Source organism: Rhizobium sp. C104 (assembly GCF_022354505.1).
GTDB classification, from domain to species: Bacteria; Pseudomonadota; Alphaproteobacteria; order Rhizobiales; family Rhizobiaceae; genus Rhizobium; species Rhizobium redzepovicii.
This window is the reverse complement of the sequence record NZ_CP092355.1, coordinates 330,809-356,673: the sequence shown is the minus strand read 5'-3', so window position 1 is coordinate 356,673 and position 25,865 is coordinate 330,809. Positions and strand designations below refer to the sequence as shown.

Sequence of the window (25,865 nt, the reverse complement as noted above, 5' to 3'; positions counted from 1 at the left end):
AATCCAGAGAAGCGATGTCAAGTGAGTTTCACCTGAAGTGGCGGTATAAGCCGTCATTCGCAGCGACACCGGAGGAGTTATTTGCATGAAGAACCTGTTTGATCTGACCGGGCAGCTTGCCTTGATCACCGGCTCGAGCCAGGGGATCGGTTATGCGCTGGCCGAGGGCCTGGCGCAGCACGGCGCCGAGGTCATCATCAACGGCCGCACGCCCGAAAGCGTCAAACGCGCAGTGGAAAGTCTCAAGGCTCAAGGCCTGTCTGCCCATGCCGCTATCTTCGACGTGACCAGCAAGGATGCCGCCAAAGCGGGCATCGATGCGATCGAAGCCGATATCGGCCCGCTCGACATCCTGATCAACAATGCCGGCATGCAGTTTCGCACGCCGCTGGAAGATTTCCCGGCGGACAAATGGGAGCTGCTGCTGACCACCAATATTTCGAGCGTGTTTTACGTCGGCCAGGCAGCCGCCAAAGCCATGATAGCCCGCGGTCAGGGCAAGATCATCAACATTGCCTCGGTTCAGAGCGAGCTGGCCCGCCCGGGCATCGCTCCCTGATACGGCGACCAAGGGTGCGGTGCGCAACCTGACGCGCGGCATGTGCGCCGACTGGGCCAAGCACGGCCTGCAGATCAACGCGATTGCGCCCGGCTATTTCAAGACGCCGCTCAACCAGGCGCTCGTCGACAATCCTGAATTCTCGTCTTGGCTGGAGAAGCGGACGCCGGCCGGGCGCTGGGGCAATGTCGAAGAATTGGTCGGCGCCGCCGTTTTCCTGGCGGGCCGCGGGTCGTCCTTCATCAACGGCCACACGCTGTACGTCGACGGCGGCATCACGACCTGCCTCTGACAGAGACGCGACGATGGAACTCGAAAAAGAAACGCTGCCTCTGGCCGTTGTCGTCATGGGCGTGAGCGGTTGCGGCAAGTCCTCGGTTGGAGCGGGCATCGCGACTCGAAACGGCATGCGTTTTGTGGAAGGCGACCAACTCCACCCGGCTCGCAATGTCGAGAAGATGGCGAAAGGCATACCGCTCACCGACGCCGACAGGCTGCCCTGGCTCGACCGGATCGGCGAGGAGATTAACACCGCGCAAAAGGCGTCGCAGGGATTGGTAATTTCCTGTTCGGCGCTGAAGAAAACCTATCGGGACAGGCTGCGTCAGGCGGCGGGCGGACGCTTGGCCTTTGTTTTTCTGGAGGGGACGCGCGATCTGTTGCTGTCGCGGATGCAGGCCCGTCAGGGCCACTTCATGCCGGCGTCGCTGCTTGACAGCCAGTTGCAGACGCTGGAGCCGCCGACCGATGAAGCCGGGGTGGTGACGGTGGCGGTCGAGAATGCGTTGGAGGATATTATGGCGCTGGCTTGCAAAGGGCTGAGCGGCGTGGCGGTCAAGGGAGGAGATAATCATGCAGGATGACTATAGAGCAGACGTCGCCGTCATCGGCGCGGGTATCATGGGAACGGCGATCGTCACGCGACTGATCGAAACCGGGCACAAAGTGTCGGTCTTCGATCTCGATGCCGAAAAGGTCGCGGCACTCACGGCCAAGGGTGCCCACGCGGCGAGTTCCGTGGAGAATGCGGTCTCGGCGTCGGAATTCTGCGTGCTCAGCCTCAATCACGCCAACATCGTGCGTGCCGTCGTCTTCGGCGAGAAGGGGGTAGCGGCGGCGGCAAGCGCCGACAAGCTGCTGATCGACATGTCCTCCATCGATCCCGCCGAGACGGTCGACATGGCGAAGCGGCTGCGTGCGGAAACGGGCATGGCATGGGTGGATTGCCCGTTGTCCGGCGGCGTGCCAGGCGCGCTTGGCGGAAAGCTGACGATCATGGCCGGCGGCAGCCCTGAGGATTTCGAACGGGCCCGCGTGGTGATGCGGCATCTTGCCGCCAATTATACGCTGATGGGCCAATCCGGCGCCGGGCAGACCACCAAGCTGATCAATCAGCTGTTTTGCGCCGTGCTGTTCCAGGCCGTCGCTGAAGCCGTCAAGCTCGCTGAAGCCGGCGGCGTCGATCCCTCAGCCATTCCGGCAGCCCTTGCCGGCGGCAGGGCGGACAGCCGGATATTGCAGGAATTCATGGCAAAATTCTCCGCCCGCGATTTCTCCCCGACAGGAAGAATCGACAACATGCTGAAGGACCTGGATTCGCTTCAGGCTTTCGCGCTGAAGACGAAGACGCCATTGCCGATGACCGGGGCGGTGGTCGAAATTCACCGACTGCTCTGTGCGGCCGGGCTTGGGCCGAAGGACTTGGCCGAGATGATGCGCCTTCTCGACGGGCTTCAGGCCGGCTGACGGCAATCTTCATTCGAAATTCGAGATTGTCATCTTTCCGCTTGACCATGCATGAATGTTATCGATAACATACAGCCAATGACAACCGCAGCTTTGGGAGGAGCCACAGTGGAAGCCAAGAGACTGCTGGAGTTCCAATCGATCACCAAAAGCTTCGGCGGCACGCAGGCGTTGCGTGACGTCTCGATCGATCTGCGCGAGGGCGAAATCCTGGCGCTGCTGGGCGAAAACGGCGCCGGCAAATCGACGCTGATCAAGACCCTCGCCGGCATTTACAGGCCGGATAATGGCGACATCCTTTTCCGCGGCCAGAGCTACCATCATCGTCCGCCGAAGCCGAACGAGCGCCAACCGGTCGCCTTCATCCACCAGGATCTCGGTCTGATCGAGTGGATGACGGTCGGCGAGAATATGGGCCTGTCACAGGGTTTCTCGATGCGTCGCGGCGTGATCGATTGGAACAGGACACAGGCGCGCGCCAAGGAGGCCCTGAAACTGGTCGGCTGCGACTTCGATCCGACAACGCGGGTCTCGGCCCTGTCGCGCACCGAAAAATCGCTTGTCGCCATTGCCCGCGCGCTTGCCGTCGAGGCCGACGTTCTGGTGCTCGACGAGCCGACCGCAAGCCTTCCCGCCGACGAAGTCGACCGGCTGTTCAATGCGATCCGCCCCCTGAAGGAGCGGGGCGTCGGCATGATCTACGTTTCCCACAGGCTGGACGAGATTTTCCGCATTGCCGATCGCGTCGCCGTGCTGCGCGACGGATGCATGGTGGGACAGAAGCCGGTCAGCGAGACCACCCCCGACGAACTGGTGACGATGATCATCGGCCGCAGCAGTGACAGCCTCTTTTCCAAGGCCGAGATCAAGCCCGGCAAGGCGATCGTCGAGGTTCGCGATCTCGTCTGCACCGGCACGAGCCCGATATCCTTCGATATCCGCGAGGGTGAGCTGCTCGGGCTGGTTGGATTGCGCGGCGCCGGTCAGGAACGCATCGGCCGGGCGCTGTTCGGCTGCGAGCCCTTCAACGGCTCGGTTCTGCTGCATGGCCTGGCCCCTGATCTTTCCAGCCCGCGGCAGGCCATGGCGTCAGGGATCGGTCTGATCGCCCGTGACCGGACGGAGGAATCCGTCGCGCTCTCGCTGTCAATTCGGGAAAATACCTATCTCAATCCGGGCGCCGTCGGACGCGGGATTTTCTCCTTCCTGTCGCCGCGTGGCGAAGCCGATCTTGCCCATGCGATCGGCCATTCCGTCGGCCTCAGGCCGAACGATCCGGATCTGCCGGTGGAGGCGCTGTCGGGCGGCAACCAGCAGAAAGTGGTCGTCGGCCGCTGGCTGGCGACCGGGCGCAAGCTGCTGGTTGCGGAAGACCCGACCGCCGGCGTCGACATCGGCGCGCGTGCGGAAATCTACCGCCTGATCACCCAGGCGCTGGAAGCCGGTCTCGCGGTCGTCGTGGTCTCGACGGATTTCGAGGAAATCGCCCATATCTGCCACCGCGCGCTGGTTTTCTCGCGCGGAAAAATCGTCAGCGAACTGAGCGGAAGCGCTCTGACTACGGAGGCGGTCATCACGGCCGCTTCGGCGTCGGAAGCCGCTTGAGCCATCGGGAGAACAGCCATGCAATCCATTGAATCCACCGCACTGGAGCCGACCAAGAGCGAAATGGCCGGCCTGTCCACCGGCCAGAAGATCGGCCGCCTGATCCCGGTTTACGGGCTGGTGATCCTGACCGTCGGCCTGATCGTAATCTTCTCGATCCTTCTGCCGGATACGTTCCCGACCGTGCTGAACGTTCGCTCGATCGTCTCCGACAAGGCGATCATCGCGCTTCTGTCGCTGGCCGCAATGATCCCGATGGCATCGGGCCGCATCGATCTGACGGTCGGCTACGGCATCGTGCTCTGGCACATTCTCGCCATCAGCCTGCAGACGGCCTACGGCCTGCCCTGGCCGGTCGCCGTCCTCATCGTTCTCGCGCTCGGCGTCCTCACCGGTTTCATCAACGGCCTGCTGGTCGAGGTCGCCAAGATCGACAGCTTCATCGCCACGCTCGGTACCGGCACGGTTCTTTACGCGCTTGCCCTTTGGCACACCGGCGGGCGGCAGGTGGTCGGTGTACTGCCTGAAGGTTTTTATGCGCTGAACGGTACCATGCTGTTCGGCCTGCCGATCACCGGCTTTTATGTGCTCTTGATCGCCATCTGCATGTGGGTCGTGCTCGAATACCTGCCGATCGGCCGGTACCTTTACGCGATCGGCGCCAATCCCAAGGCTGCGGCCCTCAATGGCATTCCGGTCCGCAAGTTCGTGATCGGCGCATTCGTGACCTCCGGCCTGCTGGCTGCTCTGACCGGGGTCCTTCTCGCCTCGAAGCTTCGCATCGGCCAGGCAAGCGTCGGTCTTGAATATCTGCTGCCGGCGCTGGTCGGCGCATTTCTCGGATCGACGACGATCAAGCCAGGCCGGGTGAACGTCTGGGGCACTTTGATCGGCGTCATCATCCTGGCAGTCGGCATATCGGGAATTCAGCAATTCGGCGGCTCGTTCTTCGTCGAACCGCTGTTCAACGGCGTGACCCTGCTGATTGCCATCGGCATTGCAGGTTATGCCCAGCGCAAGCGCGGAGCTGTGAGGAGGATCACACCCGCATCCAAATGAGGATGCCGGCTCACCGGCATTCCACAACAAACAAAATGGAGGAGTGAACATGAAGCGCAGGACTTTATTGCAGGCAACGGTCGCAACCGTCGCCATTATGCTCAGCATGCCGGCAATGGCCGATTCCATGGCCGACGCCAAGGCCGTGGTCGACAAGTATGCTTCCAAGGTGAGCGCATGGGATGGCCCGACGAGCGGCCCCAAGGCTGCTAGCGGAAAGAACATCGTCATTCTTGCTGGCGATATGAAGAACGGCGGCATTCTCGGCGTGGTCAACGGCGTTCAGGAAGCGGCAGGCGCCCTGGGCTGGACGGTCAAGGCGCTTGACGGCGCCGGCTCGATCGGCGGACGGACGGCTGCCTTCGGCCAGGCCATGGCGCTGAAGCCCGACGGCATCATCATCAACGGCTTCGACGCGGTCGAGCAGAAGCCGGCGATGGAAGCGGCAAAGGCGGCCGGCATTCCGATGGTTTCCTGGCATGCCGCCTCGGCCGTCGGTCCGGTTCCCGAAGTCGGCGTTTTCGCCAACGTCACCACCGATGCGATGGAAGTCTCGAAGTCGGCGGCGGATTGGGCCTTCGTCGACGCCGGCGGCAAACCGGGCGTCATCATCTTCACCGACTCGACCTATGCAATTGCAATTGCCAAGGCCGACCGCATGAAGAAAGAGATCGAGGATCTCGGCGGTACCGTGCTGGAATATGTGGACACGCCGATCGCCGAAACCTCCCAGCGCATGCCGCAGCTGACCACGTCGCTGCTGCAGAAGTACGGCGCCAAGTGGACGCATTCTCTGGCGATCAACGACCTCTACTACGACTTCATGGGACCGTCGCTTGCCTCAGCCGGCATCGCCGGCGACGGGAAGCCGGTAAACGTTGCAGCCGGCGACGGTTCGGAGAGCGCCTATCAGCGTATCCGCGCCAAGCAGTTCCAGGCCGTCACGGTCGCCGAACCGCTCAACCTCCAGGGCTGGCAGCTCGTCGATGAGCTGAACCGCGCTTTCGCCGGCGCCCCGTGGTCGGGCTATGTGTCGCCGCTGCATGTGGTGACCAGCGCGAACGTCGAGTTCGACGGCGGACCGAAGAATAGCTTCGATCCCGATAACGGCTATCGCGATCAGTATAAGAAAATCTGGGGCAAATAAGCCTCCAATCAGGGCGTATCGATCGATACGCCCTCACTTTCCCCCATCATATCGATCCGGCTCCGGCGAGTTTTGGAAAAGAGAACCTATGATCATCCGTTATGCTTTGTTTGAAGGCGAAATCCATCCCGGCAGAGAAGAGGAATTCCGCGCTTTTGTCAGGGAGCGGCTCGTTCCTCTATGGACGAAATTTCCAGGCGCCGAGGAAGTTCGGGTCTTGGACGGGATGGAGCGCGATGAAGGCGCCCCGGTCTATGCCATGGCCTTGGCGATCCGTTATCCCGATATGGATGCGGTGAGCGCAGCGCTAAGTTCCGATGTGCGCTTCGAGAGCCGTGAAGTTACCGGCGAACTCCTGCAACTCTTCACCGGCAAGGTGCATCATCACGTATTCCAGGCCAACGAATACCCGCCGGCCGCTGCCTGACGTCAGCGATTGACATCTGCCGGCTTCAAGACACAGTCGAAGACTGGAGTGACCACAAGGCGCCTGCGGCATATGTCTCAGGCGCCTTTTTTCGTCTGGGCATCGGCAATCCTCGGGGGCGCCCAATCGGGCCAGCGACCCGAGCTTTGGCACAATTTTTTATCAGCGACGTGATTATTGAATTAAATAGTCTATAGATTTAGTGGATAATGTTCCATCTTACCGTGCATCGTTCCTGCAATCAGCAATCCGAAACGGGAAGATCGACGATGACATTGGCAAAAGCATTCAAAATCGCGTTGTTCAGTCTGCTTGGCTTCGGCGCCATTCACAATCCGGCCGCAGCCCAGGCCGACGCGCCCCTCCTTGCTAAAGTGCCGCCGGGCACCGTGCTGACGATCGGCGACCCGGTCACGCAGAAGGCTCTCGAAGTGTCTGGCCTCGACAAGGAGCTCACTTTCGAAGTGAAATGGGCCAATATCAGCGGCGGACCGCAGACATCGGAAGCCTTCCGCGCCCATGCGCTCGACGTCGGCTCGGTGGCCGAGATCCCCTCGATCTTCGCCAACTGGAACAACCTGCCGGTCCGCAACATCGCCTATCGCGAACGCCGCGACCCGATCGCCAATCCGATCTACCGCTTCGGCATCGCGCCTGGCGCCGACGTCAAGACGCTCTCTGATTTCCGCGGCAAGCGCATCGCGTTTAGCCCCGGTCAGGCCCAGGGCACTCTCGTCCTGCGCGCGCTTCACACCGCCGGCCTGAAGAGCAGCGACGTCACTCTCGTGGAATTGCCGAGCACCGGCGATGTCTATCCGAAGGCCTTGGCGGGCAAACAGGTCGACATCGCGCCGCTCGGCAGCGTCTATATCAGGCGCTACATCACGCAATACGGGCCGGATGGCGCAACTCTCCTCGAGCATGGGCTGCGCGATGATCCCGGCCATCTTTATGCTCCGCAATGGGTTCTGGATGATCCCGCCAAGGCGGCTGCCCTCGCTGAATATGTCGGCCTGTGGGCGCGCGCCACCGAATGGGTGAACCGCAACCCGGACCTCTGGATCAAGGAATATTACGTCGGTCAGCAGGGCCTCAGCCAGGACGACGGGGAATATCTCGTCAAGATGACCGGGGAGCAGATCGTTCCCTCCGATTGGAGCGAGGTGAAGAAGCGTCATCAGGAAACGATCAACCTGCTAGCGGACGAGCTCGGTTACAAGCCGTTCGACGTGGAGCAGATTTTCGACAATCGCTTCGAAAAGCTGGGTGCGGCGGCTTTGGCCAAGGGCCTTTAACGTTCCCCATTCCATTCAGGAGGAGATTTCAAGCATGGCAACCATTTGGGATGCAGATGAAGCGAACCTGTCCCTGAGGTCAGGTGGCAGAATTGCGCCGGCGGGTTTACGCGCGGCAAGGCCGGTTGGTCTTCCCGGCTCTGCCGGCGCGCGCGCCCGGCGCAGGCTGGGTCCCGGCCCGGCGATACCTTTCGGGCTGCAGATCGGACCGGCATTGCTTGTCTTGGCCTGGGTCGCCGGCTCGGCGCTCGGATGGATCGACCCGCGTATCCTGTCGGCACCGTGGACGGTCGTCGAGGCTTTCGCGCGGCTTTTGGAACAGGGCCGCCTGCAGGACAATTTCGTGACGTCAGCGACGCGCGCTCTGCTCGGCCTCGGCATCGGTTTGCTGATCGGAACGATCCTGGCCGTCATCGCCGGTCTTTCCCGGATCGGCGAGGCGCTGATCGACGGACCGGTTCAGATCAAGCGGGCGATACCCACGCTCGCCTTGATCCCCTTGCTCATCCTGTGGTTCGGCATCGGCGAGAGCATGAAGGTTACGACGATCGTGCTTGCCGTCATCGTGCCGATCTACATCCACACCCACAATGCGCTGCGCAGCATCGATAGTCGCTATGTCGAACTGGCCGAGACGCTGCGCATGAGCCAGAAGGACTTCATCCTCCAAGTGGTGCTGCCGGGCGCTTTGCCCGGTTTCCTGCTGGGGCTGCGCTTTGCCGTCACCCTCTGCTGGGTTTCCCTTGTCGTCGTCGAGCAGATCAACGCCACCAGCGGGCTCGGCTACATGATCGATCTCGCCCGCAATTACGGGCAGACCGATGTCATCCTCGTCGGCCTGGTGGTCTATGTGCTCCTGGGTCTCGTCTCGGACGGCCTCGTCCGCCTCATCGAACGGAGGGCTCTCTCATGGCGCCGCACCCTGGCAAACTGAAGCCGGCGGCCACGGCCGTCCATGTGCGAAACCTCGTCCGCCGGTTTGCAGCGAAGACGATCCTCGACGGTGTCGATCTCGATATCGAAGAAGGCGAATTCGTTGCCCTGCTCGGCCGCAGCGGCTCCGGCAAGAGCACATTCCTCAGGGCCCTTGCCGGTCTCGATCACGGTGTGGAGGGAAGCGGCACGCTTGAGACGCCGGAAAGGCTTTCCGTGGTCTTCCAGGATGCCCGCCTGCTGCCCTGGCGCAGCGCCATCCAGAACGTCACGCTCGGCCTGCCCCGCGCCACCGGCCAGGAAGGCGGCAGGAAGGCTTTGGCGGAAGTGGGACTCGCGGGGCGGGAAACGGCATGGCCGAACCAGCTTTCCGGCGGCGAGCAGCAGAGGGTCGCGCTTGCCCGTTCCCTGGTGCGCGAGCCGGCCTTGCTTCTCGCCGACGAACCCTTCGGCGCGCTCGACGCGCTGACCCGGCTGAAGATGCACGATCTGCTGCGGGAATTATGTGCAAGGCACCGTCCCGCCGTGCTGCTCGTCACCCATGACGTCGACGAGGCAATCTCGCTGGCGGACCGGATTCTGGTTCTCGACGAAGGCCGGCTCATCGAGGATCTCAGGATCGATCTGCCGGCGCCGCGCGATCACAGCGATCCGCGTTTTGCAGAGTTCCGAAGCCATCTTCTCGGCCGGCTCGGGGTCAGCGTCCCCGGCCGCAGAGCAGCCTGATATAGCGGCGAAGCAAGCCAATGAGCACATCGAAACGGCAAATGCGGCTCGGCGCCTTTATCATGGCGACCGGCCATCATATCGCCGCCTGGCGCCATCCGGATGCGCAGGCCGATGCCGGCCTCAATATCGATCACTACCGGGACCTGGCGCAGACCGCCGAACGCGGGAAATTCGATCTCGTCTTCGTCGCCGACAGCCCGGCGGGATGGGAGCGGGCCGCGGATCCGGAAGCGTTTCGCCGCATTGCCCAGGGCGCTCATTTCGAGCCGCTGACACTCTGGGCCGCCCTCTCCCAGGCGACCAGTCATATCGGCTTCGTCGCCACGGCATCGACGACCTACGAGGACCCCTATCTTCTCGCCCGCAGATTCGCGTCGCTGGATTATATCTCCAAGGGCCGTGCCGCATGGAACGTCGTCACGACGGGCGCCGACGTGTCGAAGAACTTTTCGATCGCAGGCCATCCCGCCCATGCCGATCGTTATGAGCGGGCCGAGGAATTCGTCGACCTGGTGAAGGGATTGTGGGATTCCTACGAGGACGATGCCTTTATCCGCGACAAGCAAAGCGGGGTCTATCTCGATCCCGACAAGGTGCATCTCGTCAATCACAAGGGCAAGTTCTTCTCGGTGGCGGGTCCGCTCAATGTCGGCCGTCCGGTGCAGGGCTATCCCGTCATCGTGCAGGCTGGCGCATCGGAACCCGGACGCGAGCTTGCCGCACGCACCGCCGAGATGATCTTTACCGCCAACCAAACGATCGAGGATGCCCAGGAATTCTATTCCGACGTCAAGGGGCGGCTTGCCCGTTACGGGCGGCGGCCGGACGACCTCCTGATCAGTCCCGGCATATTCCCTGTTCTCGGCGGTACGGAGGCGGAAGCTCAAGCGAATTATGAGTATATCCAATCGCTGGTGCATCCCGCTATCGCCTGGAATATCCTTGCCCGCCACTATAGGGGCGTCGATCTTTCCGGCTATTCGCTTGATGATCTCGCCCCTCCCCTGCCTGACAATACCGAACTCAACAAAAGCCGCCTCAAGCTGGTTTCCGACCTCGTCTCGCGCAATCATCTGACGCTGCGCCAATTCTATCTGGCGGTCGCCACCGCGCGCGGCCATCGCACTGTCGTCGGAACGCCCGAGCAGATTGCCGATGCGATGCAGATCTGGTTCGAGAATGGTGCCGCCGACGCCTTCAACATCATGCCGCCGATCCTGCCCACGGCTCTCACCGACTTTGTCGATCAGGTCGTGCCGATCCTGCGCAGGCGTGGCCTGTTCCGGCATGAATATGAAGGCACGACGCTGCGGGAGAATCTGGGCCTCCAGCGCCCGCCGAACGGTTTTGCGCTTCAGGCGCAGGCAGCACAGGCAGCCGTATGATCTTCCCGGTCTTTCCTTGGCCTCCTTCTTCCAATCCCGAATAAACCGGCATCGCATGAGCAAGCATTCCGAATTTCTCTGGTATATTCCCAACGACGTCAGAGCAGGTCATCGCGGAGATTCCGCCGTCGACAACCACAACAGCCTCGACACGCTGACCAGCCACGCGAAGGCGCTGGAAGAGCATGGCTGGAAGGGCGCGCTCATCGGCACCGGCTGGGGCCGTCCCGACACGTTCACCGTCGCGGCCGCGCTCGCCGCGCGCACCACCAGCTTCGAGCCGCTGATTGCGATCCGGCCGGGTTATTGGCGGGCGGCGAACTTCGCTTCCGCGGCGGCAACGCTCGACCATCTGACTGGCGGCCGGGTGCGGATCAACATCGTCTCGGGCAAGGACAATCTGGCCGCCTATGGCGACAGCGAGGGCGACCAGGCGCATCGTTATGCCAGGACCAAGGAATTCATGCGGCTGGTCCGCAGGCTGTGGACCGAAGAAAACGTCACCTCGGCAGGCGACCATTTCCGGGTCGCCGAATCCACCGTGGTGCCGCGCATCGAGGTTCGCGGCAACCGCCGGCATCCGAAATTCTATTTTGGCGGCGCCTCGGAAGCGGCCGAACGGGTGGCGGCCACCGAGGCTGATGTCCAGCTTTTCTGGGGCGAGCCGCTCGAGGGCGTCCGCGAGCGGATCGGACGGCTCAAGGGGCTGAGCCGTGCTCTCGACCGCGACCTCCCGCCGCTGGAATTCGGGCTACGGATAACGACGCTGGTTCGCGACACGACGGATGAGGCCTGGGCCGACGCCGAGGCGAAGGTCGCCGAGATGGCAAGGAGCAAGGGCACCGGCTGGCACGATCACCAGCGCGTGCTCGCCGTCGGCCAGCAGCGGCTGCTTGCTCTCCATGAACGCAGCGACGTCCTCGACGACAATCTCTATACCGCGCCGGGCAGGTTCGGCGGCGGCGGTGCCGGCACCACCTGGCTGGTCGGTTCACCGGCAGACGTCGCCCGCTCGCTGCGCAAATACCAGGATCTCGGGATCACGCATTTCGTGCTGTCCGACACGCCCTATCTCTCCGAGATCAAGCGGCAAGGCGATCAGCTCTTGCCGCTACTGCGCGACTGAAGCAGGAGGCGACAGCTCGCCATCGACACGTATCGTTTGCGGCCGGTATTCTTGGCGGCGCAGAGATTGGCGTCGGCCACCTGCAGCGCCGCCTCCAAGTATTGGCCAAGGACCGACAGTCAGGCCGATCGAACAGGTGACTTCGAGCCATGGGGTCACCTCCGACCATTCGTGGTTCTGCAGCAAATACGACGAAATATACAAAAATCGCAGCATAATGACGCCCTGTGGGCTTCGTTTACACTCTCTAAAATATCTCCTCCTATTTTTAAGCATATCGGAGCGACGTTCTGAGGATCGTCACCTACGCCATGATGGCCGGCCAGGTATCCCGAAATCCCGCATGAAATCGACGTTGGTACCCTGACGCGCGCCCGCTTTGGAGGCGACGCGTGTAGTGGTGGCCGGCGGAGGCGTTCGGGGACAGATCCTGGTCACAGACACCTTTAAACCTCGCCGACACGATGGAGCGCGCGAATGAACAGCATTAAGAGTTTCGGGATCGCGATGCGTCTCGCCCTTGGTTTCAGCTTTCTGATCGTGCTGATGGCCGGCCTCAGCATCTACTCGGCGGTGCAGGTCGCGGAGATCAACAACAATCTCGGAACGATCAACGACGTCAACAGCGTCAAGCAGCGCTTTGCCATCAACTATCGCGGCAGCGTGCACGATCGGGCGATCGCCATTCGCGATGTGACCCTGGTGACGTCCGCCGATGAACGCAAGGCGGCCGAGGCATTGATCGAAAAGCTCGCGGCCTCCTACGCCGAAAACGAAAAACGCATGGCGGAGATGGTTGCATCGCCGGCGGGTGCGACGGATCAGGAAAAGACCATTCTGAGCGAGATCGCCGACATCCAGGCGAAAACCAATCCCCTGGTCGCCCAGATCATTGCGCTGCAGGAAAAGGGTGATGGCGAGGCTGCCCGCAAGATCCTGCTCGAACAGGCAAGACCGGCCTTCGTTGCCTGGCTCGGCGCCATCAACAAATTCATCGACTACCAGGAAGCATATAACAAATCGATCGGCGGTGAGGTCCGCAGCACGGCGAGCGGCTTCAAGCCGATGGTCCTGACGGCGCTCGGCATCGCAGCTCTTCTTTCGATCGTTGCGGCTGCGATTACCGCGCGTACGATCGTTGGCCCGCTGGCAAAACTGCAGCTTTCGCTGAAGGCGATGGCGGAAGGCAATCTCGATGGCGATCGCCGCCTCGAAGCGCGCGGCGATGAGATCGGCACGCTTGCGCGCGCCGTCGCCGGCCTGCGCGATGCCATTTCGGCAAAGGCTGAGCGGGAAGCCGACACGGAAGCCAAGCGGGCGGTCGCGGAACGGCATCGACTCGAACAGGATGCCGATGAACGCCGCACCCTTGCCGAGCAGACGGACCGAGCGGTCGGCCAGCTTGGTACTGCATTGCAGGCGCTGGCCGATGGCGATCTCACGCAGCAGATCGGCACGCCGTTCATTCCGTCCCTCGAAAAGCTCAGAGCCGACTTCAATGCCGCCGTCGAAAAGCTGCGCGCCGCCATGCAGAAGGTTTCCCAGAACGCCAGCGCCATCGCAGCCGGCGCGCAAGAGATCCGCTCCGCTTCGGACGATCTCGCCAAACGGACCGAACAGCAGGCCGCCTCCGTCGAAGAAACCGCCGCTGCCCTTGAAGAGATCACCACCACCGTCGCCGACTCGAGCAACAAGGCTCAGGAAGCAGGCCAGTTGGTTCGCAAGACCAAGGACAATGCGGAACGCTCGGGCAGTGTCGTGCGGGATGCGGTCGACGCCATGGGCAAGATCGAATCCTCCGCCACCGAAATCGGCAGCATCATTGGCGTCATCGACGAGATCGCCTTCCAGACCAACCTCTTGGCGCTGAATGCCGGCGTCGAAGCCGCCCGCGCCGGTGAAGCCGGCAAGGGCTTTGCCGTCGTTGCCCAGGAAGTACGCGAATTGGCGCAGCGTTCCGCCAAGGCGGCAAAGGAAATCAAGGAACTGATCAACGCTTCGAACGGCCACGTGAAAAACGGCGTCGCCCTGGTTGGCGAGACCGGAAAGGCCCTGCAGGAGATTGCGGCGCAGGTGCAGCAGGTCGACGGCAATGTCGGCGCGATCGTCGGCGCTTCGCAAGAGCAGGCGAAAGGACTGAAAGAGATCAATACCGCCGTCAACAGGATGGACCAGGGCACGCAGCAGAACGCCGCCATGGTGGAAGAAGCGACAGCCGCCTCTCATAACCTCGCCAAGGAAGCCGATGCATTGTTCCAGTTGCTCAGCCAGTTCAACATTGGCGGAGTAGCAGCACCGAAGCGCGTATCGCAGCCGGCGGCCCCGGCACAGCATGCTCAACCCGTGGCCTCGCCGGCACGCCAGATGATCGCCAAGGTGGGCAGGTCGTTCCAGGGGAATGCCACCCAGGGCAATGCGGCATTGGTTGGCGATTGGGAGGAGTTTTGATCGCCCAACCTCTCCTCAGCTTCTGCTGAAAAATAAAAGGACAAAGGGCAGCGTTTGCTGCCCTTCGTATTTTTGTCTTACGCCCGAGCCGGAACCTTGGCCGGAAGCAGGGCATTGATCACCACCGCGACGGCGATGTTTGCCGCCAGCGCCAGCAGCCCGGTATAGACGGTGAAGGGTTCACCGCCGAGGCTGATCATATGCAGCGGCTTCCAGCCGGCATCCCAGACGAGGAAGGTACCGCCGCAGAAGCCGACGAACCAGCCGGCCAGCAGGGCGGGTGCACGGAACCAGTTGGTGTAGAGGCCGAAAACCAGGGCCGGAAGCGTCTGCAGGATCCAGATGCCGCCGAGCAGTTGCAGGTCGAGTGCGAACTGCGTCGGCAGGAAGATGATGACAAGCAGTGCCCCGACCTTCACCACCAGCGACGTCACCTTCGCGACCTTGGCCTCGCCCGCGTCGCTGACCTTGGGGTCGACATAGGCCTTCCAGAAATTGCGGGTGAAGAGGTTGGCCGCACCAATGCTCATTACCGCCGCCGGCACCAGTGCGCCGATGGCGATCGCCGCGAAGGCGAAGCCGGAGAACCAGCCTGAAAACAGCGTCTTGAACAGGGTCGGAACGACATCATTGGCGCTGTCGAGCTTCAGGTTGGCGGCATGGCCCATATAGCCGAGCAGTGCCAACAGGCCGAGCAGCAGCGTATAGGCGGGCAGCATGATCGCGTTCTTGCGGATAGTCTTGCCGCTGTTGGATGCAAAGATGCCCGTCAGCGTATGCGGATACATGAAGGCTGCGAGCGCCGAACCGAGAGCGAGCGTGGCATAGGCGACATACTGGTTACCGCCGAGCAGCAGGTGGCCGGAGCCCTTGGCCTGGAAGGCCGCATCGGCAGAGGCGAAGACATTGGCGTAGCCGCCGAGCTTCGACGGGATCAGTGCGACGGCTGCGATAACCACGATATAGATCATGATGTCCTTGACGAAGGCGATCAGCGCCGGTGCGCGCAGGCCCGCCGAATAGGTATAGAGCGCCAGCACGATGAAGGCGATCGCCAGCGGGAGTTCGCCATGCAGCCCGAGCGCCTTCAGGACCGCCGTCATGCCGACGAGCTGGAGGGCGATGTAAGGCATGGTGGCGATGACGCCGGTTGCAGCGACGGCGAGTTCCAGGCCGCGCGATCCGTATTGGCCGTGGACGACGTCGGCGGCCGTCACATAGCCGAAATCCTTGGCGCGTTTCCACAGAACCGGCATGACCATGAAGACGAAGGGATAGACGACAATGGTATAGGGCAGCGCGAAGAAGCCGTAGGCGCCGACCGTATAGACTAGTGCCGGGACAGCGATCACAGTGTAGGCGGTGTAGAAATCGCCGCCGACGAGGAACCAGGTGATCCAGGTGCCGAAGTTGCGGCCGCCGAGACCCCATTCATCGATGTGGGCGAGCGTCTCGGGCTTGCGCCAGCGGCTGGCGACGAAGCCCATGACCGTGACGAGGACGAAAAAGAAGATGAAGACGGCAAGCGCCGTGCCGTTGATGTCAGTCGTCATGGCGCACGCTCCGATAAGCGATCCAGGTCAGCGTCGCTGTGATCGGCACCCAGAGAAGCTGATACCAGTAGAAAAAGGGAAAGCCGAAAAGCGACGGCTCGCGGAGATTGTAAAATGATGGCCAGAGCAGACCTATGTAAGGGATGATCAGCAGCCAGAGTGCTGCCTTGCTACGTGGTTTTTCCATGTCGGAATACCTTTCAGGCGCCGCGCGGCGGCGGTCGCCATGTTCCAGTTGTCGGCGTGGAAGGCAGGTCTTTCAGCCGGCGGCGGCAGCAGGCCCGTTTCGGGTCGCTCGAGCTTTTCCGGCGGATCGGAAGCTGATGTAACGCATGTGAATTCCTCCCAACGGCTTGGCACTTGGCCGGCCGTGACTGAAGTCCTCAGGGCGTTGGTTTTATCCCCACAAGATGGGCGCAGAGGCGAAATACCGGGGCCTACCCAGAAGTGGGTAGGCGCGGATTTCCTTCGCTTTTCGAGGCGATGCCATGGTCGAGCGCATAGCGGATAAGGCCTGCCGTGGTGGCGATGCCGAGCTTTTTCTTGAGGTTCTTGCGGTGGGTTTCCGCCGTGGCGGCGCTTATCCCGAGCGCTTCGGCGATCTCGCGGTTGCTCCTGCCGGCAACGATCAGCCCGAGCGTGTCGCGCTCGCGCGGCGTCAGAGGATCGCTCCCTTCTTCTACGCGCTCACCCATCAGCGCGTCGAAGACGCCGGAGGAGAAATAAGTACCGCCGCCCGCCACTGTCTCGATGGCCGCGACGATCTCGTCGGTCGACACGTCTTTCAGCACATAACCGGCGGCGCCATGCAGGACCGACGAGGAAATATACTCGCGGCTGTCATGCATGGAAAGCATCACGACGCGGGTTTGCGGAAGCTCGTTCCGGAACAATTCGATCGCATCGATGCCGCTGAGCTTCGGCATGTTGATGTCCATCAGCACCACCTGCGGCTGGACCTGCCGGGCGATATCAAGCCCGGTTTGGGCCAGTCCGGCAGTGCCCGCTACTTCGATATGGTCGAAGGTTTCGAGCACTGCTTTCAGCCCGTCCAGCACCAGCGGATGGTTGTCGATCAGGAGCACCTTGATTTTCGGGCGTTCGTTCATGCGGCTTCCGCCTGCTTGCCGGCGGGCAGATTGGCCGATCTCGGCATCATCGCCGTCAAAGTCGTGCCGGCCTCGCCGCTCTCGATCAGTAGCAGGCCCCGGAAGTGTGCCATCCGCTCCTGCATGTTGCGCAGGCCGAGACCCGAGCTGCCGGAAGCGCCATCCCTGGCGCCAGCGAACCCGGTGCCGTTGTCGGAGATGGTCATGCGGGCGCGGCCGCCGTCGCTCCAGAGCTTGACCGTAAGCCGGGAGGCGCCCGCGTGTCGCTCGACATTGTTGAAGGCCTCCTGGGCGACGCGGTAAAGCGCGGTGTTGGCTTCCGCCTTCAGCATGCCGGTAAAGCCCGAGGCGTCTATCTCCGTCTCGATCCCCGTCCGTTCGGCAAAGTGATGACAGAGCGCCTCCAGCGCCGCCGTCAGGCCGAGATCGTCGAGCACGCGCGGGCGCAGATCATGCGAGAGCAGCCGTATTTCCTTTATGGCGCCGTTCAGCGCCTCGACGCCGCGCTCGATGGTCAGCGCGGCCTCGTCGACATTGGTCCTGACCTTGCGGCCGGCGAGATCCATTGCATAACGCACGCCGAGAAGGGTCTGGGAGATGCCGTCATGCAGCTCGCGCGCCAGCCGTGTGCGCTCTTCTTCCTGGGTGTCGATGACCCGCTGCGTCAGTTCCTTCAGCCGGCTGTCGGCCATACGGCGCTCATGGAAGGTCAGCAGCATGCAGGTGGTGAACACGACCAGCACCGAAGGCACGGCGATCAGCGCGACGATGACGAAGGTCCGTCTGATGTTGGCGCGCGTCACTGCATTGGCGGCGGCACTCTGGGCAAAGACGTCATCCAGATAGACGCCGGTGCCGACGACCCAGTTCCATTTGTCGAGGCTGACGACGAAGGAGAGCTTGTCGGCGATCTGCCCGGTCGACGGTTTCTGCCATTTGTACTGATGAAGGCCGCCGCCTGCCTTGGCCGTGGCGATCAGTTCGGCGATGACCTTGTCGCCATCCGGGTCGGTAAGGTCGAGCCAATTGTGGCCATGCCGGAAACTCTGGCGCGGATGGACGATATTGTTGCCGGCGTAGTCGTAAACGAAGAAATACCCGTCCTTGCCGTAGTCGAGCGAGGTCAGAATTTCAGCCACCTGCTGCTTGGCGGCTTCGTCGTCGGCCCCGGCTTTGTCATAGATTGTCTGGATGGCGGAGAGGGCAAGATTGGTCAGGTTGAGGATCTCGGCTTCCTTGGTCTTCAGCATGTTCTGCTCGAACGTGTCGATGCTGTTCTTGGCGAGGTTTGCCGATTGCCAGGTGATGAAGGTGGTGATCGCAAGGATCGAAATGACGAGCGGGACGATCGCCAATGCGATGATCTGGTGTCGTAACGTCAAGGCTCGTTCCTCCCGAGAATTTGCGCCCGGAATTATGCCCTTTGCCGATTGCGAGTCCAGCGGCTTATCCGGCGCTATTCCAGGGGCACGAACAGGCCGAGCTTGACGTCGCGCAGCACGACATTGGTGTGCATGCGGCGGATCTGTGGATTGTCAGCCATGATCAGGGCGGCGATATCGTCATAGTGCTCGACGTCGCGGGCGGTGACGATGGCGATCAGATCGACGGCGCCGGTGACGTAATAGACCTGCTGGATATGATCCTGCTTCTCCGCCCAGACGCGGAACTTCGCCAGCGCGTCGTAATTGTCCCGCTCGATTTCCATGCCGACGATGAACACCATCGATGTTCCCGTCGCTTTCCGATCGACGACGGCGACCTCCGCCTTGATGATCCCCTCCTCGCGCAGCCGCTTCAACCGCCGTTGCACGGCCGAGACAGACAGGCCGACCCGTTCGGCGATCGTTTCGGCCTTCAGTTGGCAGTCGCGCTGAACGATATCGAGAATGTCACGGTCAAAACGATCCAGCTGTTCCATTGTCCAGTCCAATTCCAGTTATGGCTTTTCATAGATTTCGCCGCAGTCGAAGCGTGAGGAAGATTATTTTGCGCATAATATGCAAAAGAGGTGATAATTGCGCGAAAAAACCGCGTTGTTTTATCATTATCCTTCGCAAACTCAGTTCAGCCGGACCCCTGCATGTCGGATCAACCCTTTCCTGCTCTTCGCGTCGAAGATCTCCATAAAAGCTTCGGCTCGCAACAGGTTCTCAAGGGTATCTCGACGGAGGCATACAAGTCCGATGTGATTTCGATCATCGGCTCGTCGGGCTCCGGCAAGAGCACTTTTCTCAGGTGCATCAATTTCCTGGAAACACCGGATCGCGGGCGCATTGCGGTGAACGGCGAGGAAGTCGTGTTGAAAGCCGGTCGCGGCGGGCGGCTGCAACCGCAGAGCTGGCGGCAGATCGAGCGGTTGCGGACGGGGCTCGGCATGGTCTTTCAAAGTTTCAATCTGTGGGCCCATCGCACCGTGCTGGAAAACGTCATCGAGGCGCCGGTGCATGTCATGGGCATATCCAAGCGCGAGGCGATCGAAAAGGCGGAAGCCCTGCTCCACAAGGTTGGGCTCTTCGATAAGCGCGACACCTATCCCGCCTTCCTCTCCGGAGGCCAGCAGCAGCGCGCGGCGATTGCCAGAGCGCTCTGCGTCGATCCCGCCGTCATGCTGTTCGACGAGCCGACATCGGCGCTCGATCCGGAACTGGTCGGCGAGGTCCTGAAAGTCATCCGCGATCTCGCGGAAGAAGGCCGGACCATGCTGATCGTCACCCATGAAATGCGCTTCGCCCGGGATGTTTCGAGCCGTGTCCTCTTCCTGCATCAGGGACGGATCGAGGAGGAAGGGCCGCCGGAACAGGTTTTCGGGGCGCCGGTCAGCGCCCGCTGCCGGGAATTCACTCGTCTCAGCGCCCATTGATCCACACCAGCCGTCATCGACACCCACGAACCAGGAGAATCCTGCGAATGAAACTGCTCTCCATACTTTTTGCCGGCGCCGCACTTGCGCTTTCCGCGGTCACCGCGCAGGCCGAAGTCCGCTTCGGCGTCATGAACGAATCCTATCCGCCCTTCTTTGCCAAGGACGCCTCGGGTGAGTGGCACGGATGGGAAATCGACTTCATGAACGCCGTCTGCACGGAGATGAAGGAGAAATGCTCGATCGTCGACATTTCCTGGGATGGTCTCATTCCGGCTCTCCAGAGCAAGAAGTTCGACGTGATCTGGTCGTCGATGTCGAACACGGCGGAACGCTCGAAGGTGATCGATTTCACCGACAAATATTACAACACGCCGAGCACCCTGATCGGTCCCAAGGACCAGAAGCCGGGCGCCACGGCCGAAGACGTGAAGGGCAAGACCATCGGCATCCAGGTGTCGACGATCCAGTCTGAATATTACAAGAAGTATTTTTCCAATGCTGCCGAGGAGAAAACCTACCAGACGCTCGACGAGGCTTTCCAGGATCTGGCCTCCGGCCGCATCGACTACGTCTTCGGCGATTCCCTGGCACTCGACGCCTTCCTGAAGAGCGACGGCGGCAAGGATTGCTGCGCCAAGATGGGAGATGTCGCCGACGACAAGGAAATTCTCGGCGCCGGCGTTTCGGGCGGTCTGCGGAAAGAAGACACCGAGCTGAAAGCCAAGCTGAATGCGGCGATCGCTGCAGTTCGCGCCAACGGCCAGTACGACGCGATCACCAAGAAATACTTCGACTTCGACATCTACGGCGCGAAGTAAGCAATCCCGATGGCGACCGCTCAACAAGGCATTCTGGATCTGCTGTCTCCCTATCCTCCGGGATGGGGCGGCGTTCTTTTGACAGGTGCTGTCTCCACGGTCGCCATCTCGGCTTGCGCCTTCGCCATTGGCCTGCTCGTCGGCACCGGCGGCGCGCTCGGAAAGCTTTCCGGCAATCGAGCACTGCGCCTGGTGCTCGATCTCTACACCACGCTCATCCGCGCCGTTCCCGAACTGATCCTCATCGTCGGCCTCTATTATGCCGGCACCGACGGCCTCAACCGGCTGCTGGCGGCACTCGACCTGCCGCCGGTCAATGTGAACGGCTTCGTCGCCGCCGTCGCGGTGCTCGGCTTCGTGCAGGGCGCCTATATGACCGAAGTGCTGCGCGGCGCGATCCTCGCCATTCCCACCGGTCAGATCGAGGCGGCCAAGGCCTTTGGCATGGGGCCGATGCTGCGGTTCCGCCGCGTGTTGCTGCCGGCGCTTTTGCCGAACGCGCTGCCAGGGCTGGCCAATCTCTGGATGTCGGTCACCAAGGACAGTGCGCTCGTCGCGGTCGTCGGCTACCAGGAACTGGCGCTCGCCACCCGGCTTGCCGGGGCAAGCACCAAACACTATTTCGTGTTTTTCCTCGCTTCGGCCTTTCTCTACCTCGCCATCACCCTTGTTTCCAACGTCGCCTTCAAGCTGATCGAAGGGCGGGTGCGGCGCGGACAGCCGCGTCTCGCCTGAGGAAGCCGCGCCCATGAGTTTCACCTGGATTTCCTCCTATTGGCCGCTGCTTCTGACCGGCGCCTGGCAGACCGTGGCGCTGCTGGTCATCTCAGTCGTGTTCGGTTTCATCATCGCCATCGGACTCGCCTTCGCGCAGGTCAGCGGCGGCAGGCTGACGCGGCTGCTGGCCCGCGGTTACTGCACCTTCTTCCGCGGCACACCGCTGCTGATCCAGCTCTGGCTGCTCTACTATGGGGTCGGCTCGCTGCTGCCGATGATCCCCGGTATCCGCCAGAGCCTATTCTGGCCGATCCTGCGCGAGGGCTTCTTCTTTGCCGCCGTCAGCTTCACGCTGAATTATGCGGCCTATGAGGCGGAGGTTTTGCGCGGCGCGCTGCTTGCCGTTCCCAAGGGCGAACTTGAAGCCGGGCGGGCCTTTGGCCTGTCACCCTGGAAGCTGACCCGCCGCATCTGGCTGCCGCGCGCCATCCGCATCGCCCTGCCGACCATTGCCGGAGAGATCGTCATGCAGCTGAAGGCGACGCCGCTCGCCTTCACGGTGACGGTGATGGATCTCTATGCCGTGGCCAACAAGGTCCGTCAGGATACGCTGCTGGTCTATGAGCCGCTGCTCGTCGTCACTCTCTTCTATCTCGCCCTGACCGCAGTGATTGCCCGCGTCTTTCGAGGTCTCGAAGCGCAAGTGCCGGTTCGTCGTTAGCCGATCGGAAGAGCCCGCTATGAAACCCCGCCGCCTGTCGGAGCGAACAACACTCACTCACTCTTTTGTAAATGAAAAGCACGCCCGCCGGTGACGGTGCGGCGGCCCGAATGGAGACCCTCATGAGCAGGACACGAATCCTCGATGGCGGCATGAGCCGCGAGCTGCTGCGGCTCGGCGCCGAATTGAAACAGCCGGAATGGTCGGCCCTGGCGCTGATCAATTCGCCGGATATCGTCCGCGAGGTGCATAAGGAATTCATCGCCGCCGGCTCTGAGGTCATTACGACCAACAGCTATGCGCTGGTGCCCTTCCATATCGGCGAGGACCGGTTCCAGAAGGAGGGTGCGGGGCTGATCCGTCTTGCCGGCCGCCTGGCGCGCGAGGCGGCCGATTCCACCACCGATCGCAAGGTGCTGGTCGCAGGTTCGCTGCCGCCGATCTTCGGCTCCTACGAGCCGCAGAATTTTCAGCCTGAGCGGGTGCAGGGTTATCTCGAGGTGCTGGTCGAAAACCTCGCCCCCTTCGTCGACATATGGCTCGGCGAGACGCTGAGCCTGATCGCCGAGGGCGAGGCCGTCCGTCAGGCGGTGGCGGGATCGGGTAAATCGTTCTGGATTTCCTTCACGCTGGCCGATGACGAAGCGGATATCGAAAGCAGCGAGCCGAAGCTTCGCTCCGGCGAAAGCGTCGAGGATGCGGCGTCCTGGGCGGCGTCATCGGGCGCCGAAGCCTTCCTGTTTAACTGCAGCAAGCCCGAGGTCATGCGAGAAGCGGTCGAGACGGCCGCCGAGACGTTCCGCAAGATGGACGCCCAGATCGAAATCGGCGTCTATGCCAACGCCTTCGAAGGGGAACAGGGCGCCTCGGCCGCCAATGAAGGCCTGCACGATACCCGCGACGATCTGAACGACGATGCCTATTCGCGTTTTGCCTGCTCCTGGGCCGAAGCTGGTGCGACGATCATTGGCGGCTGCTGCGGAATCGGCGCCGCTCATATCCATCGTCTCGGCAAGACGCTTTCACGATAAGCCGCAGCGCGGCTTCGTTCACTCCACTTTCGGCGCCGTCTTCTGAAGCTCGAGCAGAAGCTCGATCAGCTTCGGCGCCATCACCCTGATTTCCGAAAGGTGGACGGCGCTCAGCCTCGTCAGAAGCTCGTCCGCCTTCTCGGTCAGGAGGAGTGTCTGACGGCGCCTGTCGACCGGATCGGCATGTCGTTCGACCAGCCCGGCATCCGACAGCCGCCCGACGAGCTCGGTCGCCGTATGCGGCGCGATGATCAGCCGCTCGGCGAGCATGCCGATGGTCATGATTTCGCCGCCGCGTTGCCCCTTGATCGCCAGCAGCGCTTGATGCTGCTGCACCGGCAGTCCTTCCGACTGGGCGGCCGACGCGCTGAAGTCCATGAACTGGCGAAGCGCGAATCTGAGGTCGGCGAGCGCCTCGTAATCCTCCTGTCTCAGCGGCGGCGGGATTTTCTTCACACTCATTCTCCTTTGCCGCTTGGTTCGCAGGAGGCGATCCATGCGCGCGCTATTGCCGATCTCGAATAGATGGGCAGCCGCCGGCCGGTCAAGTGAAGCATCTTCCGAGAGATTTTCGCCTACTTGCTTTCGTCCATTGATTTATATCGTATCACGATATAATGACGCCACTCAAGCAGACCCATTTTCGCGTAGCAGAGGCTTCCATGGCGCAGCATCAACCCAGCAACCGCCCGCATGATTTTACCGGCGGTCTTTCCCGACGCGAGGCCGGCGATTTCACTACCGACCGGCGGGTTCTCCTGCTGGTCGGGATGTCCATCATCGTCGGCACGGCGGGCGCCTTTGCGGCCTGGTGTCTCGCCAGCCTGATCGCGCTGGTGACCAATGTCATCTGGTTCGGAGAGATCGGCACTCAGCCTAACTCTCTGGCTTCAGTGCCGCGCTCGCTATGGGTGGTGATGGTGCCGCCGCTCGGCGGACTGGTCATCGGCCTGATGGCCCGCTTCGGGTCGGAGAAGATCCGCGGCCACGGCATTCCGGAGGCAATCGAAGCCATCCTGATCGGCGGCAGCCGGATGTCGCCGAAGGTCGCGGTCCTGAAGCCGCTGTCCTCGGCAATCTCGATCGGAACCGGCGGCCCGTTCGGCGCCGAAGGACCGATCATCATGACGGGCGGGGCGATCGGATCGCTCTTTGCCCAGTTCTTCCACATGAGCGCGGCCGAGCGGAAGACGCTGCTCGTCGCCGGTGCCGCCGCGGGCATGACGGCGATCTTCGGCTCGCCGATCGCCGCGGTCATGCTGGCGGTCGAACTCCTATTGTTCGAATGGAAACCGCGCAGCTTCATTCCCGTCGCCGTTGCCGCCTGCGTGTCGATCTGCTGGCGTCCGCTACTCTTCGGCACCGGACCGCTGTTCCTAACCCATTTCCAGGTTGATTTGCCCTGGTGGGGGATTTTTGCCTGTGCGGCGATGGGCATCATATCGGGGCTGCAATCGGGATTGCTGACGACGCTGCTCTACCGGATCGAGGACCTGTTCGAGGCGCTGCCGATCCATTGGATGTGGTGGCCGATGCTCGGCGGTCTCGTCATCGGCCTCGGCGGCCTGATCGAGCCGCGGGCGATGGGTGTCGGCTACGACATTATCGATGGCCTGCTCAACAATCGGCTGCTCGCGCCGGCGGTTCTGTCGATCCTCTTGGTGAAGACGATCATCTGGCTATTTGCCCTGTCGTCGGGCACCTCGGGTGGCGTGCTCGCGCCGCTTCTCATCTTCGGCGGCACGCTCGGATGGCTGGTCGGCCTCGTCTTGCCTGGCTACGATCCCGGCTTCTGGGCGCTGCTCGGCATGGCGGCGATGATGGGCGGAACCATGCGCGCGCCGCTGACCGGCACCTTCTTTGCGATGGAGATTACCGGCGACGTCAGCACGCTCGTTCCCCTGCTCGCCGCAACAGTGGTGGCCTATGCGGTCACGGTGCTGCTGTTGCGCCGCTCGATCCTCACCGAGAAGATCGCGCGCCGTGGGCAGCACATCACCCGCGAATATGGCGTTGATCCCTTCGAACTCTCCCGGGCAAGGGAGATCATGATCGCCGATGTCGACACGCTTCCCGTTACGATGACAATCGGCGAGGCCTGCGATTTCTTCGCCTCTCAGGAGAAAACCCATCGGATCTACCCGGTGGTGGACGCGGAAGGCAGATTGGCCGGCATCGTCTCGCGCGCCGATGTCCTGCTCTGGCAGGGGAAGGCGGATCTGGTCCTACAGACGCTTTCCGAAAACGTCACGGACGATTCCGTCCCCGTCGGGCATCCGGATGATACCGTTGCCTTCATCGCCGACCTGATGCTGTCGACCGGCGATGGGCGTATTCCGATCGTCGATCCGGCGTCCGGCAAACTCTGCGGCCTGATCGCCCGCAAGGATCTGTTACGGCTGCGCAGCTCCTACCGGTCGGCGGAACTGGATCGGCGGCCTTATCTGACTGCCGGAGCGAAGAGCAAGTCTTGATAGCCGCCTCCGGTTTCTTCAGCGCAATGCGGGGCCGAGACGCGCAACCCTAGGGATTTCGAGGGCTTTGGGATCGAACTGATCGATCCCTGGATCGTATAGTCTTGGCGAAGGCTG

General features: G+C 62.1%; 24 protein-coding genes and 1 pseudogene. 19 read left to right on the top strand and 6 right to left on the bottom strand.

From position 1 onward, the window contains the following. Positions 1-85 precede the first annotated feature (85 nt). The 13 genes and pseudogenes from MF410_RS36305 (at position 86) to MF410_RS36245 (ending at position 14,459) form a co-directional block, all read left to right on the top strand. A pseudogene (locus MF410_RS36305) lies at positions 86-851 on the top strand (SDR family oxidoreductase). A 13-nt stretch (positions 852-864) separates the two neighbouring features. Continuing rightward, positions 865-1,422, top strand: a complete 558-nt coding sequence (locus MF410_RS36300; protein WP_183780093.1) for a gluconokinase — start codon at positions 865-867, stop codon at positions 1,420-1,422. Beyond that, positions 1,412-2,305 carry an NAD(P)-dependent oxidoreductase gene (locus MF410_RS36295; RefSeq protein WP_239621365.1) on the top strand — a complete coding sequence of 298 codons (894 nt, stop codon included), beginning with the start codon at positions 1,412-1,414 and terminating at the stop codon, positions 2,303-2,305. Before MF410_RS36300 ends, MF410_RS36295 begins: the two co-directional genes overlap by 11 nt. A gap of 108 nt (positions 2,306-2,413) precedes the next feature. Continuing rightward, positions 2,414-3,910, top strand: a complete 1,497-nt coding sequence (locus tag MF410_RS36290; RefSeq protein WP_183780086.1) for a sugar ABC transporter ATP-binding protein — start codon at positions 2,414-2,416, stop codon at positions 3,908-3,910. 18 nt (positions 3,911-3,928) lie between these two features. Then, the gene (locus MF410_RS36285; protein ID WP_131711187.1) at positions 3,929-4,969 is read left to right on the top strand and encodes an ABC transporter permease; all 1,041 of its coding nucleotides are present in this window, start codon (positions 3,929-3,931) and stop codon (positions 4,967-4,969) included. A gap of 49 nt (positions 4,970-5,018) precedes the next feature. Continuing rightward, on the top strand, positions 5,019-6,116 hold the full coding sequence (locus MF410_RS36280; RefSeq protein WP_183780084.1) for a substrate-binding domain-containing protein: 1,098 nt from the start codon (positions 5,019-5,021) through the stop codon (positions 6,114-6,116). Positions 6,117-6,204: 88 nt separating this feature from the next. After that, entirely contained in the window at positions 6,205-6,543 is a 339-nt protein-coding gene (locus MF410_RS36275) for a hypothetical protein (protein ID WP_012555586.1), read from the top strand. A gap of 269 nt (positions 6,544-6,812) precedes the next feature. After that, the gene (locus MF410_RS36270; protein WP_183780081.1) at positions 6,813-7,838 is read left to right on the top strand and encodes an ABC transporter substrate-binding protein; all 1,026 of its coding nucleotides are present in this window, start codon (positions 6,813-6,815) and stop codon (positions 7,836-7,838) included. A gap of 34 nt (positions 7,839-7,872) precedes the next feature. Then, positions 7,873-8,772, top strand: coding sequence for an ABC transporter permease (locus MF410_RS36265; RefSeq protein WP_183780077.1), 900 nt, complete (start codon positions 7,873-7,875; stop codon positions 8,770-8,772). Continuing rightward, positions 8,748-9,497: an ABC transporter ATP-binding protein gene (locus tag MF410_RS36260; RefSeq protein ID WP_183855802.1), complete on the top strand. Its 750-nt coding sequence runs from the start codon at positions 8,748-8,750 to the stop codon at positions 9,495-9,497. Before MF410_RS36265 ends, MF410_RS36260 begins: the two co-directional genes overlap by 25 nt. A gap of 20 nt (positions 9,498-9,517) precedes the next feature. Beyond that, complete coding sequence (locus MF410_RS36255) at positions 9,518-10,885, top strand: LLM class flavin-dependent oxidoreductase (RefSeq protein ID WP_222134952.1); 1,368 nt, start codon at positions 9,518-9,520, stop codon at positions 10,883-10,885. A 55-nt stretch (positions 10,886-10,940) separates the two neighbouring features. Beyond that, positions 10,941-12,011, top strand: a complete 1,071-nt coding sequence (locus tag MF410_RS36250; protein WP_183855800.1) for an LLM class flavin-dependent oxidoreductase — start codon at positions 10,941-10,943, stop codon at positions 12,009-12,011. Between the two features lie 477 nt (positions 12,012-12,488). Continuing rightward, on the top strand, positions 12,489-14,459 hold the full coding sequence (locus MF410_RS36245) for a methyl-accepting chemotaxis protein (protein WP_239621364.1): 1,971 nt from the start codon (positions 12,489-12,491) through the stop codon (positions 14,457-14,459). 77 nt (positions 14,460-14,536) lie between these two features. Here the strand turns inward: MF410_RS36245 and mctP are convergent, their stop codons facing one another. The 5 genes from mctP to MF410_RS36220 form a co-directional block, all read right to left on the bottom strand. Continuing rightward, positions 14,537-16,012 carry a sodium:solute symporter family protein gene (gene mctP / locus MF410_RS36240; RefSeq protein ID WP_222134955.1) on the bottom strand — a complete coding sequence of 492 codons (1,476 nt, stop codon included), beginning with the start codon at positions 16,010-16,012 and terminating at the stop codon, positions 14,537-14,539. Next, positions 16,002-16,199 carry a DUF3311 domain-containing protein gene (locus MF410_RS36235; protein ID WP_097626160.1) on the bottom strand — a complete coding sequence of 66 codons (198 nt, stop codon included), beginning with the start codon at positions 16,197-16,199 and terminating at the stop codon, positions 16,002-16,004. The genes mctP and MF410_RS36235 overlap by 11 nt, the downstream gene beginning before the upstream one ends. A gap of 250 nt (positions 16,200-16,449) precedes the next feature. Beyond that, the gene (locus tag MF410_RS36230) at positions 16,450-17,121 is read right to left on the bottom strand and encodes a response regulator transcription factor (protein WP_183780065.1); all 672 of its coding nucleotides are present in this window, start codon (positions 17,119-17,121) and stop codon (positions 16,450-16,452) included. After that, positions 17,118-18,503 carry a cache domain-containing protein gene (locus MF410_RS36225; protein ID WP_183855798.1) on the bottom strand — a complete coding sequence of 462 codons (1,386 nt, stop codon included), beginning with the start codon at positions 18,501-18,503 and terminating at the stop codon, positions 17,118-17,120. Before MF410_RS36225 ends, MF410_RS36230 begins: the two co-directional genes overlap by 4 nt. Before the next feature lie 74 nt (positions 18,504-18,577). Then, positions 18,578-19,042 carry an Lrp/AsnC family transcriptional regulator gene (locus tag MF410_RS36220; protein WP_003577754.1) on the bottom strand — a complete coding sequence of 155 codons (465 nt, stop codon included), beginning with the start codon at positions 19,040-19,042 and terminating at the stop codon, positions 18,578-18,580. Positions 19,043-19,204: 162 nt separating this feature from the next. On the opposite strand from MF410_RS36220, the gene MF410_RS36215 reads away from it, so the two are divergent. From MF410_RS36215 to MF410_RS36195, 5 genes are all read left to right on the top strand, one after another. Further along, the gene (locus MF410_RS36215; protein ID WP_131711178.1) at positions 19,205-19,984 is read left to right on the top strand and encodes an ATP-binding cassette domain-containing protein; all 780 of its coding nucleotides are present in this window, start codon (positions 19,205-19,207) and stop codon (positions 19,982-19,984) included. A gap of 47 nt (positions 19,985-20,031) precedes the next feature. Further along, positions 20,032-20,805, top strand: a complete 774-nt coding sequence (locus MF410_RS36210; protein WP_239621363.1) for a transporter substrate-binding domain-containing protein — start codon at positions 20,032-20,034, stop codon at positions 20,803-20,805. A 9-nt stretch (positions 20,806-20,814) separates the two neighbouring features. Further along, complete coding sequence (locus tag MF410_RS36205) at positions 20,815-21,540, top strand: ABC transporter permease subunit (protein WP_222134957.1); 726 nt, start codon at positions 20,815-20,817, stop codon at positions 21,538-21,540. 13 nt (positions 21,541-21,553) lie between these two features. Further along, complete coding sequence (locus MF410_RS36200; RefSeq protein WP_064832009.1) at positions 21,554-22,243, top strand: ABC transporter permease; 690 nt, start codon at positions 21,554-21,556, stop codon at positions 22,241-22,243. Between the two features lie 122 nt (positions 22,244-22,365). After that, positions 22,366-23,274, top strand: a complete 909-nt coding sequence (locus tag MF410_RS36195; protein ID WP_222134958.1) for a homocysteine S-methyltransferase family protein — start codon at positions 22,366-22,368, stop codon at positions 23,272-23,274. A gap of 18 nt (positions 23,275-23,292) precedes the next feature. Here MF410_RS36195 and MF410_RS36190 read toward each other — a convergent pair whose 3' ends face one another. Further along, positions 23,293-23,730, bottom strand: coding sequence for a helix-turn-helix domain-containing protein (locus MF410_RS36190; RefSeq protein WP_222134959.1), 438 nt, complete (start codon positions 23,728-23,730; stop codon positions 23,293-23,295). Between the two features lie 206 nt (positions 23,731-23,936). Here MF410_RS36190 and MF410_RS36185 point away from each other — a divergent pair, with 206 nt between their 5' ends. Beyond that, complete coding sequence (locus MF410_RS36185) at positions 23,937-25,748, top strand: chloride channel protein (protein ID WP_239621361.1); 1,812 nt, start codon at positions 23,937-23,939, stop codon at positions 25,746-25,748. Positions 25,749-25,865: the final 117 nt, after the last annotated feature.

What these genes read in the sequence shown, in the direction of transcription:
- MF410_RS36185 (WP_239621361.1), top strand. Translation starts at nt 23,937, where the DNA reads ATGGCGCAGCATCAACCCAGCAACCGCCCGCATGATTTTACCGGCGGT.
- MF410_RS36205 (WP_222134957.1), top strand. Translation starts at nt 20,815, where the DNA reads ATGGCGACCGCTCAACAAGGCATTCTGGATCTGCTGTCTCCCTATCCT.
- MF410_RS36235 (WP_097626160.1), bottom strand. Translation starts at nt 16,199, where the DNA reads ATGGAAAAACCACGTAGCAAGGCAGCACTCTGGCTGCTGATCATCCCT.
- MF410_RS36195 (WP_222134958.1), top strand. Translation starts at nt 22,366, where the DNA reads ATGAGCAGGACACGAATCCTCGATGGCGGCATGAGCCGCGAGCTGCTG.
- MF410_RS36215 (WP_131711178.1), top strand. Translation starts at nt 19,205, where the DNA reads ATGTCGGATCAACCCTTTCCTGCTCTTCGCGTCGAAGATCTCCATAAA.
- MF410_RS36255 (WP_222134952.1), top strand. Translation starts at nt 9,518, where the DNA reads ATGAGCACATCGAAACGGCAAATGCGGCTCGGCGCCTTTATCATGGCG.
- MF410_RS36285 (WP_131711187.1), top strand. Translation starts at nt 3,929, where the DNA reads ATGCAATCCATTGAATCCACCGCACTGGAGCCGACCAAGAGCGAAATG.
- MF410_RS36295 (WP_239621365.1), top strand. Translation starts at nt 1,412, where the DNA reads ATGCAGGATGACTATAGAGCAGACGTCGCCGTCATCGGCGCGGGTATC.
- MF410_RS36300 (WP_183780093.1), top strand. Translation starts at nt 865, where the DNA reads ATGGAACTCGAAAAAGAAACGCTGCCTCTGGCCGTTGTCGTCATGGGC.
- MF410_RS36270 (WP_183780081.1), top strand. Translation starts at nt 6,813, where the DNA reads ATGACATTGGCAAAAGCATTCAAAATCGCGTTGTTCAGTCTGCTTGGC.
- MF410_RS36220 (WP_003577754.1), bottom strand. Translation starts at nt 19,042, where the DNA reads ATGGAACAGCTGGATCGTTTTGACCGTGACATTCTCGATATCGTTCAG.
- mctP (WP_222134955.1), bottom strand. Translation starts at nt 16,012, where the DNA reads ATGACGACTGACATCAACGGCACGGCGCTTGCCGTCTTCATCTTCTTT.
- MF410_RS36280 (WP_183780084.1), top strand. Translation starts at nt 5,019, where the DNA reads ATGAAGCGCAGGACTTTATTGCAGGCAACGGTCGCAACCGTCGCCATT.
- MF410_RS36250 (WP_183855800.1), top strand. Translation starts at nt 10,941, where the DNA reads ATGAGCAAGCATTCCGAATTTCTCTGGTATATTCCCAACGACGTCAGA.
- MF410_RS36260 (WP_183855802.1), top strand. Translation starts at nt 8,748, where the DNA reads ATGGCGCCGCACCCTGGCAAACTGAAGCCGGCGGCCACGGCCGTCCAT.
- MF410_RS36230 (WP_183780065.1), bottom strand. Translation starts at nt 17,121, where the DNA reads ATGAACGAACGCCCGAAAATCAAGGTGCTCCTGATCGACAACCATCCG.
- MF410_RS36245 (WP_239621364.1), top strand. Translation starts at nt 12,489, where the DNA reads ATGAACAGCATTAAGAGTTTCGGGATCGCGATGCGTCTCGCCCTTGGT.
- MF410_RS36210 (WP_239621363.1), top strand. Translation starts at nt 20,032, where the DNA reads ATGAAACTGCTCTCCATACTTTTTGCCGGCGCCGCACTTGCGCTTTCC.
- MF410_RS36200 (WP_064832009.1), top strand. Translation starts at nt 21,554, where the DNA reads ATGAGTTTCACCTGGATTTCCTCCTATTGGCCGCTGCTTCTGACCGGC.
- MF410_RS36275 (WP_012555586.1), top strand. Translation starts at nt 6,205, where the DNA reads ATGATCATCCGTTATGCTTTGTTTGAAGGCGAAATCCATCCCGGCAGA.
- MF410_RS36265 (WP_183780077.1), top strand. Translation starts at nt 7,873, where the DNA reads ATGGCAACCATTTGGGATGCAGATGAAGCGAACCTGTCCCTGAGGTCA.